General features: G+C 62.8%; 16 protein-coding genes. 3 read left to right on the top strand and 13 right to left on the bottom strand.

Annotation, left to right across the window (positions count from 1 at the left end):
- Positions 1-30: 30 nt before the first annotated feature.
- The 7 genes from H3S97_RS07410 to H3S97_RS07380 all read right to left on the bottom strand — a co-directional run bounded on the left by H3S97_RS07410 (position 31) and on the right by H3S97_RS07380 (position 8,355).
- Positions 31-2,454, bottom strand: coding sequence for a S9 family peptidase (locus H3S97_RS07410; protein WP_198220142.1), 2,424 nt, complete (start codon positions 2,452-2,454; stop codon positions 31-33).
- A gap of 7 nt (positions 2,455-2,461) precedes the next feature.
- The gene (locus H3S97_RS07405) at positions 2,462-3,652 is read right to left on the bottom strand and encodes an App1 family protein (protein WP_045935083.1); all 1,191 of its coding nucleotides are present in this window, start codon (positions 3,650-3,652) and stop codon (positions 2,462-2,464) included.
- A gap of 10 nt (positions 3,653-3,662) precedes the next feature.
- A complete protein-coding gene (gcvH, locus tag H3S97_RS07400) occupies positions 3,663-4,076 on the bottom strand; it encodes a glycine cleavage system protein GcvH (protein WP_045935082.1) in 414 nt (137 codons plus the stop codon).
- Between the two features lie 39 nt (positions 4,077-4,115).
- Positions 4,116-5,720: a L,D-transpeptidase family protein gene (locus H3S97_RS07395; RefSeq protein ID WP_198178779.1), complete on the bottom strand. Its 1,605-nt coding sequence runs from the start codon at positions 5,718-5,720 to the stop codon at positions 4,116-4,118.
- A gap of 81 nt (positions 5,721-5,801) precedes the next feature.
- Positions 5,802-6,839: an NAD(+) diphosphatase gene (nudC, locus tag H3S97_RS07390; protein WP_198178777.1), complete on the bottom strand. Its 1,038-nt coding sequence runs from the start codon at positions 6,837-6,839 to the stop codon at positions 5,802-5,804.
- Entirely contained in the window at positions 6,836-7,693 is an 858-nt protein-coding gene (locus tag H3S97_RS07385; RefSeq protein ID WP_198220141.1) for an alpha/beta fold hydrolase, read from the bottom strand. Before H3S97_RS07385 ends, nudC begins: the two co-directional genes overlap by 4 nt.
- A gap of 32 nt (positions 7,694-7,725) precedes the next feature.
- Positions 7,726-8,355, bottom strand: coding sequence for an NUDIX hydrolase family protein (locus H3S97_RS07380; RefSeq protein ID WP_198220140.1), 630 nt, complete (start codon positions 8,353-8,355; stop codon positions 7,726-7,728).
- 171 nt (positions 8,356-8,526) lie between these two features.
- Between H3S97_RS07380 and trxA the strand changes: the two genes are divergently transcribed.
- Complete coding sequence (trxA, locus tag H3S97_RS07375) at positions 8,527-8,871, top strand: thioredoxin (RefSeq protein WP_045935079.1); 345 nt, start codon at positions 8,527-8,529, stop codon at positions 8,869-8,871.
- A gap of 149 nt (positions 8,872-9,020) precedes the next feature.
- On the top strand, positions 9,021-10,028 hold the full coding sequence (locus tag H3S97_RS07370) for an aggregation-promoting factor C-terminal-like domain-containing protein (RefSeq protein ID WP_198176810.1): 1,008 nt from the start codon (positions 9,021-9,023) through the stop codon (positions 10,026-10,028).
- 709 nt (positions 10,029-10,737) lie between these two features.
- On the opposite strand, the gene H3S97_RS07365 is transcribed toward H3S97_RS07370, so the two are convergent.
- Positions 10,738-12,138 (bottom strand): NCS2 family permease, encoded by a 1,401-nt coding sequence (locus H3S97_RS07365; protein WP_110412464.1) that lies wholly within the window; start codon positions 12,136-12,138, stop codon positions 10,738-10,740.
- Positions 12,139-12,344: 206 nt separating this feature from the next.
- Between H3S97_RS07365 and H3S97_RS07360 the strand changes: the two genes are divergently transcribed.
- Complete coding sequence (locus H3S97_RS07360) at positions 12,345-12,548, top strand: hypothetical protein (protein WP_198186809.1); 204 nt, start codon at positions 12,345-12,347, stop codon at positions 12,546-12,548.
- 4 nt (positions 12,549-12,552) lie between these two features.
- Here the strand turns inward: H3S97_RS07360 and H3S97_RS07355 are convergent, their stop codons facing one another.
- The 5 genes from H3S97_RS07355 to H3S97_RS07335 all read right to left on the bottom strand — a co-directional run bounded on the left by H3S97_RS07355 (position 12,553) and on the right by H3S97_RS07335 (position 17,494).
- On the bottom strand, positions 12,553-13,539 hold the full coding sequence (locus tag H3S97_RS07355) for an AEC family transporter (RefSeq protein WP_198220139.1): 987 nt from the start codon (positions 13,537-13,539) through the stop codon (positions 12,553-12,555).
- 68 nt (positions 13,540-13,607) lie between these two features.
- Complete coding sequence (pstB, locus tag H3S97_RS07350; RefSeq protein WP_024627440.1) at positions 13,608-14,387, bottom strand: phosphate ABC transporter ATP-binding protein PstB; 780 nt, start codon at positions 14,385-14,387, stop codon at positions 13,608-13,610.
- Positions 14,388-14,418: 31 nt separating this feature from the next.
- Positions 14,419-15,399 carry a phosphate ABC transporter permease PstA gene (pstA, locus tag H3S97_RS07345; RefSeq protein WP_198220138.1) on the bottom strand — a complete coding sequence of 327 codons (981 nt, stop codon included), beginning with the start codon at positions 15,397-15,399 and terminating at the stop codon, positions 14,419-14,421.
- Positions 15,396-16,349 carry a phosphate ABC transporter permease subunit PstC gene (gene pstC / locus H3S97_RS07340; protein ID WP_198206083.1) on the bottom strand — a complete coding sequence of 318 codons (954 nt, stop codon included), beginning with the start codon at positions 16,347-16,349 and terminating at the stop codon, positions 15,396-15,398. Before pstC ends, pstA begins: the two co-directional genes overlap by 4 nt.
- Positions 16,346-17,494 (bottom strand): phosphate ABC transporter substrate-binding protein PstS, encoded by a 1,149-nt coding sequence (locus H3S97_RS07335; RefSeq protein WP_198220137.1) that lies wholly within the window; start codon positions 17,492-17,494, stop codon positions 16,346-16,348. The genes pstC and H3S97_RS07335 overlap by 4 nt, the downstream gene beginning before the upstream one ends.
- Between the last annotated feature and the right edge of the window lie 214 nt (positions 17,495-17,708).

Here is a 17,708-nt window from a genome sequence, read left to right as displayed (position 1 = left end):
GACCCCGACCGAATCCCGGACAGACCAGGATCAGCGGCTTTCGGGGACCATGATGGACAGGCACCAGGCGTTCTCGAAGGCCAGCTCCTCCCATTGCCGGTAGCGTCCGCTGATGCCACCGTGGCCTGCCTGGACCTCGATCCTGATCAGCGCATCGGCCCCCACCTGCGGCTCCTGCAGCCTGGCCACCCACTTGAGGGGCTCCACGTAGAGCACGCGGGTATCGTTCATGGATGTGGTCACCAGGATGGCGGGGAAGTGGTCGCTACCGAAGAGCCGGCGCCTGCCATCAGCGTCAGGAACGTTCTCGTAGGGCGAGTAGGAACGCATGTACCGGTAGACCTGCTGATCATGCAGGGGGTCTCCCCACTCGTCCCATTCGGTCACGGTCAGCGGCAGATCCGGGTCCAGGATGCTGGTCAGCGCGTCCACGAAGGGCACATCCGCCTCGATGCCGGCATAGAGCTGGGGAGCCATATTGGCCACGGCCCCCATCAACAGCCCGCCGGCCGACCCGCCATTGGCCACGGTATGACGTGGATCCGCCCAGCCCTGGGCCTGCAGTGCGGCGGTCACATCAATGAAGTCCAGGAAGGTGTTGACCTTGTGCAGCCGGCGGCCCTGCTCGTACCAGGCGCGGCCCATCTCCCCGCCGCCGCGCACATGGGGGACGGCGTAGAGCACGCCTCGGTCCAGCAGGCTGAGCCGGCCGGTGGAAAACCCCGGATCCTGGCTGATCTCGTAGGCCCCATACCCGGTGATGAACATGGGTGCAGACCTGTCCGGATCCTGGTCCGGCCAAGGACGGCGCTCGGGATGGTCGGGGGCCTGGATGACCGTGTCATCGGACCCGGTCCGCCCGCCGGCATCCAGCGCCGGATGCATGCCCCGCCGCCAGACCAGGGAAACCGGCACCAGGGCTCCATCCCTGACGCGGACCAGAACCCGACGCTCGGCGTAGTGCTCGGGCCGGAAGTCACCCAGCACCCGGGCCCGCTTGAGCAGCCGATCCACACCCCGGACCGGATCCAGCTCCCGCAACTCGGCCGGGGTCCCATAGCTGCCCCGGATGTAGCGCAGCCCGGGGGCCTGGTAGGAGGGGTTGTCCGTGGGGCCGATGCTATAGAGACGGTCGATGCCGTCCCCTCCTTGGTCGGGCAGGACCTCATGGAAGCGCCAGGGCCGGCCCGCCCGCAGATCTTCAAGTGCCTGATCCTTGGCGATGACAGCCATATGAGGCAGGCTGTCGGCCCGGTAGGTCAGAACCACAAAGCTGCGGTGGATGCCCAGCCCCTCGATTCCCAGTCCGCGAGCGCCTTGAAGAATGGCGGGATTGCCCGGGTCATGGTAAGGCTTTTCGGGCGGCAGGGAGGCCAGGTCTCCGGAGCGCTCGCAGCCATAGGGGCTGCCTTGGGCCAGCCGCACCCCTTCCCCCAAACGGAAGGGCGGACGGTGACTGCGCAGATCAATCAGATCCACCTCGAAATTGGGGTTGTTCACATTGTGGTAGACCACGGCCACCGGCAGGTCCTGTCCCGCCGGACCGGCATTTTCGAACCTGGCCAGGCTGATGTCGTACTCGATCCCCTCCTTGCGGGGGATCAAGGGCACAAACTCGCCCTGCGGATCCTTCAGATCCAGCATGAGAACCTCGCTGGTGGTCTTGGACCCGGTGGCTACGAGCATGGCTGATTCGTCGTAGCTGAGGCCCAACCCCACCCAGAAACGCTCATCGTCCTCCTTGTATACCATGACATCCTGGTCGGCCGAAGTACCGACCTTATGCCGCCAGACCGTGTCCGGACGCCAGGCCTTGTCCAGGCCGGTATAGAAGACCCAGCGGCCGTCGGGGGTCAGCACCGCCCCGGAGGAGACCTGGTCGATACGATCAGACAGGTCCCGGCCGTCTGTCAGATCGCGGATGCGCAGGTCGTAGCGCTCATTGCCCCTGGTATCCAGTCCATAGAGCATCCACCGGCCGTCGGCGCTCAGGTCCAGGCATCCCAGGGAGAAAAAGTCATGCCCCTTGGCCTCGGCGTTGGCATCGAAGATGACCTCCTCGCCCGGCATGGATCCAGGCGCTGCATCGGACTGGACAGCAGGAGGGTCCCAGTCATCCTGGTCGCGCACCGGCAGGCGGCACTGCACCCCATACTCCTGACCCTTGAGGGTCCGGGAGAAGTACCAGTAGCCATGCATCCGGGTGGGCACCGACATGTCGGTCTGCTGTACCCGGTCGGTGAACTCCTTGAGCAGGGTGGCCCGCAGACCCTCCTGACCTGCGAGCCGTTCCCGGCAGTAACGGTTCTGGTCACGCACGTAGGCCTTGGTGGCGGGATCCTCCCGGTTGCGCATCCACTCGTATGGATCCTCGAAGTGATCCCCATGGAAGCATCGATCGGTAGGACGACGCTGTGCACGAGGAGGATCGGGATTGACGGCCGAAAAACTCATGGGGCGATTATATTCGGGCGCGACGACGCAGATAGGGCAGCAGGGTTCGCATCAGATTGGCGCCCGTGGTCCCGTAGAAGACCGGCACCTCCGTCACAGGCACCGGCTGTGTGGCAGTGCGTTTGACCAGGACTCCCAGCCCGGTCTCCTGGGGGCTCAGCTGACGGATGCCGATGGCCAGGACCCGGCCCGGATACTGCCGCACCACCTGGGCGAAGGTGGAGGGGTCGCTCTGCCCGTCGTCGCCCATCAATACGAAGCGCATCTTGGGAAAGTCGGCCATGAGTTGGCGGATGAACTCCATCTTGTGCTGCACGATTGAGGGCACAAAGGTCTTGGGCCTGGGATCCAGATCCCGCAGCAGCAGGGGTCCGGCAGGAAAGCCATGGTCGCGGATGAAGCCACGTATGGACCCCTCCACATTCCAAGGGGAGGCCGACAGGTAGAAGAAGGGCATCCGTGGGTCCAGGTCGCGGATGCGGTTGTAAAGGACGGCCATGCCCGGCACCGAGGACCGGCGGTGCGGATTCGACAGGAGCAGGTTCCAGGCAGCCTTCCAATGATTGGGCACCTGGCTGATCATGATGGTGTCGTCCACGTCGGATATGACGCCGACAGGAGTCTGACCGGGCACGATGTACAAAGGCGCGTCGACGGGCCGGCGGCCCCGCACCTGGTAGGAGACCCGGTGCACGCCTGGGGTCAGCTGATGCTCGGCCACCAGATCCAGGTAGCCTGATCGGTCGGAGAAGACCGCATCCGCATTCAGGCTGCGGCTGGGATCGACGGCATCGTAGACCGAGGAGTCACCCACCTGGACCCTCCCGATGGCCGTGCTGTCGATGGCCAGCCTGACCCTGGTCCTGGGCGCGGGCACGGTCAGCAGGCCGCGGATGCCACGAATGGCCGGATCCTCGCGTCTGCGGCCGTCGGTCAGAATGGTACGGCAAATCAGCCGGGAATATGACTCGGTACCGTAGCCCACATAGGGCTGGACGTCAGCCGACCACCCCAGGCGGCCGGTCATATTGATGGACAGCCCCACCCAGAGATCGAAGGCGCCGGTAATCAGTCGCCTCAGCAGACGCACCGGAGCCGGTCTGCTCTCGATGCCCTCCCCGGGCGCGGCCGAATCGAAGGTGGTGCTTACCGATCGGACCCGCAGGGGCCCTTCGTTGCGGCCGGATCGCCTGGTCATAACCGGACCGTCAGTTCAGGCTCTTCAGCAGCTGACCGTACTCCTCGGCGCTCATCAGATCGGGCTCATCGTCCTCCAGGTCGATTTTGGCTATCCAGCCTTCACCATAGGGGTCGGAGTTGATGACCTCCGGATCGTCCGAGGCTGCCCTGTTGACGTAGGCGATGGTGCCTGCCACCGGGCAGACCACCGGCTCAACAGCCTTGGAGGACTCCAGCTCAATGACCTCATCGCCGGCATCGACGTGGGTGCCGGTCTCGGGCAGATCCAGAAAGACCAGGTCTCCCAGCTGGTCCGCCGCATACTCGGTGACGCCCATGGGCGCCGGGGATTGACTGGGGTCGATCCAGACATGATCCTGGGAATACCGCAGGTGTTCGGGCACATCCAGGCGGGAAGTTCCATCACTGTGTTCATCGCTCATGGTTCCAGCCTACTCGAACGTCTGCCGTGGCAGGTGCTCCTAGCGGGCCGGACCCGATGGAACCTGCCCCTCCACCTTGACCATGGTCCCGATTGGGGCGTTGTCAAAGATCCACTTGGCATCCTGCTCATACATATTGATGCAGCCGTGGGATCCGTATTGGGCGGGGTCGCCCTTGGCAATGCCGGCGGAGTTCCAACTGGCCGTGTGGAAGCCCTCGCTGCCGTTGTAGTAGGAGACCCATTTTACGTTGGGCGTGACGTAGCCCTGCCCACGCATGGTCTGGACCGCGTAGCGCACATTGATGAAGAAGGTGCCGGTGTCGGACCATTTCCCGTTATCGGGCTTGCCTGAGCATATGGGGAAGGTCTTGACCTGGGTGGTGCCGTGGTAGGCGGTGGCGGTCTGGTCGCTGAGGTTGACCTGGATCCAGATGTCGCCGTCTGGCACGTCGTATCGGGCCACCCGGGTCTGCTCCTTGTGGGGTGTGATCTCGGCGCTCGCCTGGACGGGATTCGTGTCGCCCTCTTCCAGGGCCTTGACGACCAGGTCCGCCGTGGCGGACACATCCGTTACCCGGACACCGTCCACTCCCTTGGTGGTCTCGGCCACCACATCGCCCTTGGTGTTCTTGACGTTGACGGCGGTGACCATATCCCGGTCCAGCTGCCGGGCCAGCTCCTGGTCCAGATACTGCTTGATGGCCTGCCGATCGAAGCCCAGCTCCATGGTCCCCTTGTCCAGATCGGTGACCGGCTTGACCCAGGTGGCCACAGTGGCGGCCGGGACGGTCATGAGGTCATCATCGGCACCCTTGATGACCAGGTCCTTGGCCAGTCGTTGGTTGGCCTGGGAGGCCACCTGATTGGCGGTGTCCAGGCTGATGGGCATGGACACTTCCTTATAGACCACCCCCACGGCCAGACGCCTGCCGGGCTTGTCTATCAAGGATGAGACGGCATCCTGCACGCGGCCCAGCTCAGGCGCCTTGCCTCCGCGACCCTCTTGTGGCCGGAAGGCGTGTGCGCCTTGATCAAAAACGATAGTGGAGGGAACGGAGCGGTCCTGACGGGGGATGAAACGTTCAGTCAGATACCTGTCCATGGCCAGCTGATCCCGCTCGGCAACCAGCGGCACCGCCTCGCCATGGAAGGGGTTCAGCCGGGAGAGGCCCGCAGACCCCTTGGCGTTCATGATCTTGGTGACCGTGGCATCCGAATCCACGCTTACGCCCAGGTCCTTCAGCCCTGCCCGGGCAGAGGTGCCTTCACCCTTGAGCTCCACCTGGGAGTCCCGAACCTGCCGATCGACGATCTGCCTGACCTGGTCCTTGGTCCGACCCATCATGACCTGCCCGCCCAGGGTGACGCCGGGGGCCACCCGATCGCGGAAGAAGGCACGGACGCCGAACCAGCAACCCACCAGGATCAGTACAGCCAGAAGCAGCAGGGCCAGGATGGTGCGTCCGCGGTGACCGCTCGAAGGAGCCTTGTGGGCGGCACCTGCGCCGAAAGCCCGCTCTGCTTCTTCATCGGCGAACAGGTCCACAGGGTCGGGCCCCTCCCCGGTCGTCGGCGGCATAGTCACGGTTTCGGCCTGGTCGACATCAGAGATACGAGGCTCTTCTTGCCCCTCCATGGCCATAACACACCTTTCGCTGCTGACAGTTCTTCGAAATATCTTACGACGAGACCAGGTCCGAGGGCGCAACACCACTCGGATGAATCAGAGCTCGCTGCCGTACCACTGCTCAATCATATGTCTGGCCACACTGGCCGTCTGAGGTATGCGCAACCGACCCGAGGACAGAGCAGCGCTGAATTCCTCCCGTGTGAACCAGTTGGCCTCATCGGTTTCCTGACCGTCCACCCGGATGTCCGTATTCAGGGATCTGGCTCTGAAGGCCACCATCAGGGAGGCCGGGAAGGGCCAGGGCTGGGAGCCCAGATACCGCATCTCCCCCAGGTTCAGGCCCACCTCTTCCAGGGTCTCCCGCCGGACTGCATGCTCCAGATTCTCGCCAGCCTCGACGAATCCGGCAGTGACCGAGCAAAAGCCGGGAGCCCACTTCCGATTGTGCTGGAGCAGAAGCCGGTCGCGGCCATCCACCACGGCCATGATCACTGCGGGTTCGATGCGGGGAAAGAGCGTGTGTTGGTCCCCTGATGCATCCCCCTGGCAGATCTGAGCCCATCCGGCTTGGCAGGGATGGACCGGTGCGCCGCAGTGGGGGCAGAAGGCCTGGCGTCCATGCCATACGGACAGGGCGACCGCACAGGTTGCCAGGCCCACCTGACGCGGACGCCCATGAGGGGCATACTCACGCAGGCCAAGCCAGTCGAAGCGCCGATCGGCAGCCTGAGCCAAATCACGAAGAGGGTCCTGGACGGCCCGACCGGCGCAGGCAAGATCCAGATCCAGGGCCAGCCAGGCCTGCCGGTCGGCCTTCCCAAGGTAGTAGCAGGGCGGCTCGAACTGGTCTGCCGAGCCTGTCAGAGGATCCCGCAAGTATGCAGCAGGCAGGGTAGCCAGACGGATGCCGGCTCCAGTGCGACCAGCCAGCGCCCCTTTGCCCTTGGGCACGGCCACCTTCTCGCCCCGCACCAGGATGACCCCCGTGTTGTCCCGCTCCAGCAGATGGTCAAGCAGACCGGGCTGCGGCCGTGCTACCGTGTCGTAGTCCACATCCCCCTGAGCCAGAGGCAGGAAGTGCAGGGGCTCGGTAAGGGCCAGCGGGGAGAAGACCGTTTCGCAATCGCTCATGAGAGCCTCCCTACGCGACGAACCAGGTCCAGCAGGGCAGCAGCCACCCGATCCGGATGCTCGACGGCACTGAAGTGGCCGCAGTCGTCGATGGCGGTGAAAGTAACTTCCGTTCCGGCCTGACGCATGGCCTGGGCCAGAGGTTCCATGGCACGTGGAGGGCTGGAGGGGTCGCAACGGCCGCTGACCAGGGCCACGGGCACCCTGATGCGGCCGACCAGATCGCTCTGATCCGGGCGGCCCGCAGCCATCCGCTCCCGCCAGGCGATGCCCCGGGGATCCTGGGACTGTATCCATTCGGTCATGGTCTGCACGAAGGCGGGCGAACGCTTGAACGTGGAATCACCCTCCTGGGGCCGGGCGAAGTGCATGACCGGTTCAAGGGTCCCCCCCACCTCACAGGTTCGGGCGATCCGCAGCCGGTTGGCCCGGGATGCCGGACGGTCAGCCATCATGGTGGTGTCGCACAGGGCCAGACCGGTCACCATCTGCGGGTAAAGCCTGGCTACCGCCTCGACCAGGTAGCCGCCCATGGAAAGTCCGACCCAGATGGCCTTCTGTGCACCAGTGGCGGCGATCATGTCCACAAAGGCACGGGCCATGGCATCCAGTGCGCCTGGCAGGGCACCATCAGAGTCCGCCGGACCACAGGATGCCGGCCCAGGCAGGGGGCAATCGCCCGCTCCAGGCATATCCGGAGCATAGACCGGGAAGGGGGTCATACCTGCACGATCCGCCTGGGCCATCAGCGAGGCCGCGCACCGATCCCACATGCGGTGGTCCACAGGGAAGGCATGGACCAGCACCAAGGGCAGCCCCTCCCCTTGCCGATATACGGTATTGGCAATGTTCATGCCCGCCTCCAAGGATTCACGGCTCATAGTGCTCATAGCGCACCGGCCCAGCTCAGGGCGCCCATCAGCACCTTGCCGTGTCCGCCGGGCATCTGGCTGATAAAGGACTCCAGCATATCCCCCTTGGGATCGATCCACTCCACATCCAGGGTCTCGTCCTGGGGCTTGCAGTCCCCGGCCACCGGCACCAGGTAGCACAGAGCGATGGCATGCTGACGCGGGTCGTAGTACTCCGAGACCCCCGGCGTGGGGAAGAACTCGGCCACGGTGAAGGGCTGGGGGCTGGCAGGCAGCATGGGCAGGGCCAGCTGACCCAGATCCTTGGCGATGTTTCTGGCCAGGGCCTCCCTGATGGTCTCGTGGTAGAGAATCCGTCCGGTGATCAGGGTGCGCTCGATGTTACCCTGATCATCCACGCGTAGAAGGGTGCCCACCTGGGTGACGGCGCTCATTTCATCCACGCGAACCGGCACCACCTCCACATAGGGCATGGGCAGGCATCGCCGCGCACGGTCGATGGCGTCACGGTCCAGCCATCCGGGGGGATTCGAGCCTGAAAAACCCCGGTTGAAGTCCTCTGGGGTGATGTGTGAGAAGGCGCCACGGTCGCGATCGGCATCGAAGTCGTCATCATCGGGAATCTCGTCGTTCAGCACTGGCATGTCTCCATTATCCGTACCAGGCTTGACCGGCCACGGGACCCCGGCGGACATCTCCACCCAGAGCATATTCGGGCGCTTTCTCCAGCCTTGATGGAATGCTGATGATTGAAAGCGGTTGCTAAGCACGGGAGCTTCCCGCGCGACAGACAAACGACTTCAAGGAGCGTTACCATGGCCACCACGACTATTACTTCGGAAAACTTCGAGCAGACCATCAAGGACAACGACCTGGTGTTGATTGACTTCTGGGCCACCTGGTGCGGACCCTGCAAGGCCTTTGGCCCCATCTTCGAGAAGGCTTCGCAGGCCAACACCGACATCGTCTTCGGCAAGGTGGACATCGACCAGAACCAGGATCTGGCCGCGGCCGCCGACATCCAGGCGGTGCCCACGCTGATGATCACCAAGCAGGGGCAGATCATCTTCAAGCAGGCCGGCGCACTCAGGTCTTCGGATCTGAACGACCTGATCGACCAGGCACGCAAGGCCGATTTGTCAACCCCGGCACAGGCCTGAGTCGGTCGAGTTGGTTCCAAGACCGATTTGCACTAAAGTAGTGATGTGTTTGTCCAGTGACCCTTTCGGCGCTACCGGAAGCATGCGGTCGATAGGAAGCGTTACGTCGACTGATCACTGAGGATCTGTCGGTCCAACAGAGGAGAGTAATGGCGAACCACCGTAGAGGACGGATGAGTGCGGTCAAGGCTCTGACCAGGCGTCAGTGGCTGCGGTTGGCTGCCGGTGTCACTGTTCTCGGCATGGTCGTTGGCGCGGGCTTCGTCTCGCGCGACTTCTACACATCCACTGAGAGCTCGGCCAAGTCAGGCGTAACATCCTATTCAGCCACCCAGGATGTGGACACGGTGTCCCGCGGCAGCACCAGGCAGGCCATCCGCAACGGCGCGGGCGGAGCCAACGCGAACACATCCTATGTAAATGTACAGATCAACGGGAAGAACAAGGTGGTCCTGGGTACAGGCTTCACCGATGTCAAATCCGTGCTGGAGGCCGGGGACATCACCCTCCAGCCTGGGGACCAGATCACCCCGTCCCTGACCACTCGCGTCACTGAGAAGACCGTCATCCGCATCGACCGGGCCGATGCCCAGGTCAAGACGGAAGAGTCGCCCATTCCCTTCAACACCATCGAAGAGAAGACCAACTCCCTCCCGGCAGGCACCACCAAGGTCAAGACAGAGGGACAGAACGGCGTCATGGAGACCACCAGCCTGGTCACCGCAGCGGGCAATAAGCACCTGACCAGCAATATCTTCGCCTCCTTCGTCAAGACGGTCCCCGTCGACAAGGTGGTCCTGGTGGGCACCGGCGGCGGCACTCCCGCAAAGTCAGGTTCGACCACCACCACGGTCCCCGTGGGCACGGCCCAAAGCATCGCCCACGGTCTGGTCACCTCCCGAGGCTGGGGCGAGGACCAGTTCACCTGCCTGGTTCAGCTGTGGAACAAGGAGTCCGGCTGGCGGACCAATGCCTCCAACCCATCTGGCGCCTACGGCATTCCTCAGGCATTGCCGGGTAGCAAGATGGCCTCGGCCGGTCCCAACTGGCAGACCGATGCCCACACCCAGATTGTTTGGGGACTGGGCTACATCCAAGGCCGCTACGGAAACCCCTGCGGCGCATGGGCCCAATCCCAGGCGACCAACTGGTACTGATCCGATTTCATAGGACCTGAACCAAGAATCCCCGGTAGACTTCCCGCAGCCTGCCGGGGATTCTTCTATGCAATACCGATAACAATCCAGAATAGTCCGGCCGTTTTGGTCATCCGCTCCAGGTTTACTAAACCTAAGCCAGTAGTTTGGGTCGACAACGACCAAGGATCAGCGTATGGTATATCGGCGGTCTGCTCCCTCTGACCAGTATCCCCCCCCCCATTAAACCGAGCATCTTATCTTTCTATGGTGCCCGATGACACATTGGAACCAGCCGTCTTTCTACAGACAAGAAACGACTCCATGGACCTCACGACGGTAGACCCCTCTTATGGAAGCTTGATGAGGCTATAGAACCCAGCGACGAGACTATTGCCCGCATAATTCACTCAAGCATCTTCGTCTGATCTTCCATGTCGGAATCGCCGCATGCAGTCATTGGCCCGATGGCCAGGCGGCAGCACGTTGAAACACAAGGCAAGAGACGGTCGCTCGAAACGAGTGCTGCCGCACAGAAGCAAATTCAAGGACACCTTTTTAGAAAATCACCTCTCATCAGACCAAGAACAAGTGAAGCTCCGCCACTACACACGTGGCAGAGCTTCACTACGGTCTCATGTCAAGCTTTCTCTATCAGCCTTCCCGGTCTGCAGATCGCTAAGATCACAACCTACAAATCGGGATGGTTCTGATATGCCGAATTCCTGTTCTAAAGCACGGCCTGGAGCACGAAGTCCAGGATGAAGAGGGCCGAGACCGCCCAGATGATGGGATGGACCTCCTTGCCCTTGCGCTTGCAGACCATGGTCAGGCAGTAGGTGATGAAACCGGCAGCCACGCCATAGGAGATGGAGTAGGCGAAGCCCATGAAGATGGCCGTGAAGAAGGCCGGAATGGCCTCAGACAGCTCGCCCCACTCAATCTCTGCGAAGGAGCTCATCATCATGCAACCCACAATGACCAGGACGGGCGCAGTGGCCGCCGAAGGCACAGCCGAAATCAGCGGAGCGAAGACGGCGCTGAGCGCGAAGCAGGCGGCGATGACCACCGAGGTCAGTCCGGTCCGGCCACCGGCTGCGATGCCCGCAGCGGACTCCACATAGGTGGTGGTGTTGGAGGTACCGAAGAGGGCGCCGATGGAGGTGGCCGTAGCGTCGGCGAACAGGGCCCTATCCATCTTGGAGCTGAAGCCGCGACCGGTTTCCAGAGCCTGCTCATCCTCGGCTGAGAAGATGCCTGAGCGCCGACCGGTGCCCACAAAGGTACCGATGGTGTCGAATGTATCCGACAGGGAGAAGGCGAAGATGGTCACCAGAACCACCGGCAGCTTGGCCGGGTCGGAGAAGAGGGCAGGGAAGCCCTCCGGACTGAAAATGGCCAGGAAGGTCTGCGGCAGCTGTGACCAGGCCTGTCCCAGATCGACCGACTTGGCCATGCTGGTGACCCCCATGGGAATGCCCAGGAGCGTGACCGCGATGATGGCGATGACAAAGGCGCCTTTGTTGATGAAGGCCAGATGGCCCTTGAACTTGAAGATCAGGAGGAAGACGGTCAGCAACAAGCCGATGACGAAGAGGATGACACCGGGGGTGTTGAAGGTGGTCAGCCCTGGGTTGGCGCCGGCTGCCGAGGTCTTGTCAGGAGTGAACTTGATGATGCCCACATTGAGCAGACCCACATAGGCAATGAAGACGCCGATGCCGCCGCCGATGGCGTGCTGGAGCAGAGGCGGAATGGCCTGGATGATCATCTTGCGCAGCTTGGTGGCCGTTACCAGGATGTTGATCAGGCCGCACAGGAAGACCATGCACATGGTCTGTTGCCAGGTGAAGCCCAGCCCCTTGACCACGGTGAAGGTGAAGAAGGCATCCAGTCCGACTCCTGGCGCCACGCCGTAGGGCACGTTGGCCACCAGACCCATGATCAGGGTGCCGATGATGGCAGCGATCAGGGTGGCGAGAAAGACGGCGCCCCAAGGCATCCCCGCCGTGGAGAGCACCGAGGGATTGACCACGATGATGTAGGCCATGGCGAAGAAGGTGGTGATGCCTGCTACCACTTCCGTAGAGACTGTGGTATTATTATCCGAAAGCCGAAATAGCTTATGCATATTCGATTCCTTATTGTCTTATTTGGCGATGAGACAAGGAAAGAATATCACGAGCACTCGGCTTTTTCTGTTACAGGTCCCTCCTATTGAGCTCCAATACCGCTGCAGAACCTTCCGCTCACCTATAATCGGCATGTCGGCACGGCCCTGAAGCCCTCCCGCATGGGGAATGAGTTGAGGGGCACGGCGCTTTCGAGGAGGGGCATATGGCCAGGAACAATCATTGGGATCCGGACGATCAGAAGCAGTATCAGCACGTGCATGACAGCGAGGTCGATCGTGGTCAGGATGAACGAGCTGCCGAACGGATTGCAGCCGCCACGGTCAACAAGCAGCGCACCCGCGAGGGTCGCACCCTGCGTCAGGAGCAGGAGCGCCGCGACCAGGGCAAAGACAACAAGAAGGACTGAAATCTCAGAGGGCACCCATCAGCAGGTGCGCCAAGACCATGAGCACCGCACCGATCACCGCAGTCAGGGCCAGGGTGAATCCGGCCAGACGGGCGTTCCCCAGGACCTTGTCGGTGAACATGGTGGCGAAAACCGCCGTCGGAGCCAGGCAACATAGGGCCACCGCCTGACGGATCAGGGGTTCGAAGGGCAGCAGATACCATGCGGCCGTCGCGAACAGGATGCCGAAGGGCAGCCGCCAGGCCAGAATCTGCAATACGGACTTGACATCATCCCGCCCGCCAGGCAAGTCCATGAGCATGCCCACCATAAGCATGGAGCAGAAGGCGTTGGCTGCAGAGAGTGGGCGGGTGACCTGGGCCGACCAGTCCGGCAATGAGATTCCGGCCAAGGTAAAGCACACCATGACCATGTAGGTGTCGAAGGATGGCGAGCTCAGGAAGCCCTTGGCTATGGAGATGGCTGCAGCCTTGCGATGGAGTTTGCGGGCATCCGGGTCATCCAGCTTGACCGGCTCCCCAGCATCAGGATCCAGGGACTGGCCCGGTCGAATATGCAGAAGCCCCTGGGTCATGACGTTGGTCCCGGCAGAGACCATGACCGAGTTGCCGATGTCGAACATGGCGGCGGGAACCAGGGCCGCCGTGCCCAGCAGCGACTGGAGCATGGGGAAGCAGAAGCATCCGATGTTGAAACCCGATCCGTTGAGCATAAGAAAAGCCCGCTGAGCCGTGGGCCGATGCCTGCTGGTCAGGAAGATGGCCAGGGGCGGAATCAGCGAGGCCACGAAGGCGAAGGCCGAGACCAGAAGAAGGCTGGGATCGTGGGGGTTGGTGGCGAAGGAGTAGATGATGGCCCCCGGCAGGACCAAGTCGAACACTACGGTCTGCAACACCCGGTAGTCCAAGGGACGAAAGAGCCCAAAGCGCTTGAACAGGTAGCCCACCAGGATGATGCCCAAGAGGGTGGCCGGTTCCAGCAATACTCCCATGCCCTCGCTCCTTCCGTGGATGCCGGAACCATGATACCTGACGGGCGGGTGCGCAGACCGGTTCCGTCTCAGCCGAAGCGACCGGAGATGTAGCGCTCGGTGTCCGGCTCGTGCGGGTTGGAGAAGATGGTGGTGGTGTCGTCCATCTCCACCAAATGGCCGGGCTGACCGACCGCCTTGAGATTGAAGAAGGCCGTATAGTCCGAGACCCTGGCGGCCTGCTGCATGTTATGGGTGACGATGACGATGGTGTAGTCCCGTTTGAGCTCGTTGATCAGATCCTCCACAGCCAGGGTGGAGATGGGGTCCAGGGCCGAACAGGGTTCGTCCATGAGCAGGACCTGGGGGTGTACGGCCACGGCACGGGCGATGCAGAGCCGCTGCTGCTGACCGCCCGAGAGCCCGATGCCCGGCTTGTCCAGGCGATCCTTGACCTCATTCCAAAGGTTGGCTCCGCGCAGGGCCCACTCCACCAGATCGTCCGCGTCCGACTTGGCGATGTGCTTCTTGTTCAGCCGTATGCCGGCCAGGACGTTCTCCCGGATGGACATGGTCGGGAAGGGGTTGGCCCTCTGGAAGACCATGCCCACGTCCCGCCGCACCTCGACCGGGTCTACATCCGGTCCGTAAAGGTCACGACCCTCCAAGAGCACCTGCCCGCTCACATGCGCCCCCGGTGTTATCTCGTGCATGCGGTCCAGGGTGCGCAGGACCGTTGACTTGCCGCAACCGGAGGGGCCGATGAAGGCGGTGACCTTGTTGGCCTGGATTCGCATGTTCACGTCCTGGACGGCCAGGAAATCGCCGTAGTAGACGTTGAGGTGGTTGATGTCTATGCGTTGGCCCATGTTCCGGCCTCCGTTTCTCTCATGGCGGCGCTCAACGCGTCCGCCCAACAGCAAAGATGCGCGAGACCAGCCGCCCAAGCAGATTGAGCAGCAGGACGATAAGAATCAACACCAGGGCCGCAGCCCAGGCCCGCTGCATGTGGATGTCGCTCAGGCATCCCGGATCGGCCCCCGGTCCGCAGACGGCCAGCCCCTGGGAATACTCGTTGTAGACGAAGACCGGCAGGGTGGTCATCCTCCCGGAGAATAGGTTGGGGTTGGTGGTGGCGATGAAGCCCGAGGCGATCAGCAGGGGCGCCGTTTCACCAATGACCCGTGCCACAGCCAGGATGGTGCCCGAGACGATGCCGGGCAGGGCCGTGCGCAGAACAATGCTGGTGATGGTCCGCTGCTTGGTCACTCCCAAGGCGTAGGCAGCCTCACGCAGGTCGTCGGGAACCACGGCCAGCATATCCTCGGAGGTCTTGACCACCGTGGGCAGCATGAGCAGGGAGAGGGCCACCGAACCGGCCAGGCCGTTGACGGTGCCCGGTCCGACCACCAGGGCGAACATGGAGAAGGCGAAGAGGCCGGCCACGATGGAGGGGATCCCGCTCATCACGTCCACCATGAGACCGATGGCCTTGGCCAGACGGCCTCCATGGGCGTACTCGACCAGGTAGACCGCGCACATGACACCCACCGGAATGGATATGACCATGGATCCAAAGGTGATCTCCAGGGTGCCGATTACCGCGTGCAGGATGCCGCCGTAACCTCCGGTCGGCGTGGGGTTGCCCCCTACCACCCCGCTCATATTGTGGGTGAGGAAGTCCGGTGTCAGCCGCTGCACCCCCTTTGACAGGCTGACCCAGAGCACCGAAACCAACGGAATCAGGGCCACCAGGAAGGAGAGCCCGATCAGGACGGTCATCAGCCGGTCCTTACGCTTGCGCGCCCGGATGGAGGACCTGGTGGGCCTGAAGCGGTCAAAATCGATGACCGGTCCACGATCAGTTCGGCTTGCCATCATGCACCCGCCTTTGCTGTGATCCTGCGCGCCAGATAGTTGACGATGAAGGTGATGATGAAGAGGACCAGGCCGGTGGCAACCAGGAGGGCCACGCCCTGGGAGTCCGCCTCGGGGAACTGGGCGGCGATGTTGGCGGCGATGGTCTGGCTTTTTGAAGCCTGCAGCAGCCGCAGGGAGTAGCTGAAACCAGGCGAAAGGATCATCAGCACCGCCATGGTCTCGCCCAGGGCGCGCCCCAGCCCAAGCATGGAGGCCGAGATGATGCCCGAGCGGCCGAAGGGCAGGACCGCAAGCCGGATCATCTCCCACTTGGTGGCACCCAGGGCCAAGGCGGCCTCCTGCTGAAGTCGAGGGGCCTGGATCAGGATGTCTCGGGTGACCGAGGTGATGATGGGCAGGATCATGACCGCCAGCACCAGGGCCACCGTGGCCACGGACCGGGCCGGTGCTGCAGCGGGTCCGGAAAAGAGCGGGATCCAGCCCAAATGGACAGACAGCCAACGCCAGAAGCCGGTGATGTTGGGAACCAGGACCAGAGCCCCCCAGAGCCCGTAGATCACCGAGGGCACCGCGGCCAGCAGGTCGATCACCGTGCTGAGCAGCGTGGACAGGCGGGCGGGGGCGTAGTAGCCGATGAAGAGGGCGATACCTAGGGAGACGGGGAAGGCCAGGAGCAGGGCCAGGCCGGCAATCAGAACGGTGCCGAAAACCAGCGGGCCCACATAACCCAGGAAACTGCTGGCCCGTCCCCCGCTCAGGGAAAGGATGGCCTGGGTGCGGGAATCCGTATCCCCGGTGAAGGCCGGAAAGGCCCGCAGGATCAGAAAGAGGGTGACCGCGGCCAGGGCCAGCAGGATCAGGATGCCCGCCCCGGTGGCACAGGCCTTGAAGATCCGGTCCACCCGTTTGGCCTTGTTCAGGGTTGCAGCCTCGTCCGGTTTCTCGCTCATGACTTCCCCCCAATGGTCTCCACCGAGGCCATGGCCTGACTGCGGAGCCCCTGCCCCAGCTCGGCGCTGCCCGCATTGGCCGCAGCCATGCGCTGGCCCTGCTCGCTCAGCAGATAGGTCAACCAGGCCTTGGCGAACCGGGCCTTGGATCCGTCCTGATCGTTTCGATAGACGGTGCAGGCCACATCGTAGGAGACCAGGACGATGGGATAGATGTGTTTCCGTGTGGTGCGATGGTCCACGGTCAGGACCACCCGGCCGGGCTGGCTGGCCTGGGGATCCCGTTGGGCCGAATCCAGCAGGTTGGCCACGGTCTTTGCTGTAGGCGGCTGCCAGGTCTTCCCCACCTGGACGGCCACGGTCCCCAACCCGGTGGTCTGTGCCGCGTCCGCATAACCGAAGGTGCCCTCTGCCTGGTTCATGGTCATGACCACCCCGGCAGTGCCCTTGGCACCCTGCCCCAGGTCGTTGGGCCAATTCTCACCCGCTGGATAAGGCCAGGCGGACCCGGCGGTGTCGTGCAGATAGGACAGGAAGCTTTTCGTGGTGCCGGACTTGTCCGAACGATGAATCACAGTGATGTCCAGGTCGGGCAGATTGGCCTCCGGGTTGAGGGCTGCGATGCGCGGATCCCGCCAGTTGGTGACCTTTCCAGAGAAGATCATGGCGATCAGAGCCGGGTCCATCCGCAGATGGCCGTCTGAACCCTTGGGCCACAGATCAGGAAGATTGTAGGCCACGGCGATTGGAGTGGCATAGACGGGCAGGTCAAAGGCCATACCGGAACCGCAGACCTTTCGCGAGCGCTCAAGCTGATCGGCGGTCAGCGGTGCATCGGTGCCGGCCCAGATGGTCGAACCCGAAAGGAAGGCATTGACCCCGGCACCGGAACCTGCCGGGTCATAGGAGATACGCGCCCCCGGATGCTGCTTGTGGAAGCCGGCTATCCAGGCCTCGTCAGCGCTCTGCTGGGAGGATGCGCCAGATCCGGCGAACTCGCCTTGGAAGAGGGTTTGATCCGCAGTATTGCCTGTCTCGCCGCCATCGACGGGGACGTTGTCGCCGCAGGCAGCCAGGGAAATCATCATTGCCAGGGACATGAGGAGGGCCGCGAATCTACCACGACCATGACCATGTGCGTGCATGCTACCTACCTTGACCGCCGTTGCATTTCAAACGTCCGTCCTCATCAGCCCGTGCTTGACCTTCCCGTATTCACATTACCGAAGCTCGCCTCACACAGCATACTGGAAACGCTGACCGCCGGACAAGGTCGCTACATCCGCGTCAGCCATGTGGAAAAACCCAATCACAATCCACTACCGGGTATATTATAAGGTCATTGTCAGACGCTTAGCC

Source organism: Bifidobacterium choladohabitans (genome assembly GCF_016102005.1).
In the GTDB taxonomy this organism is placed as follows: Bacteria; Actinomycetota; Actinomycetes; order Actinomycetales; family Bifidobacteriaceae; genus Bombiscardovia; species Bombiscardovia choladohabitans.
This window is presented reverse-complemented; position numbering and strand designations above follow the sequence as displayed.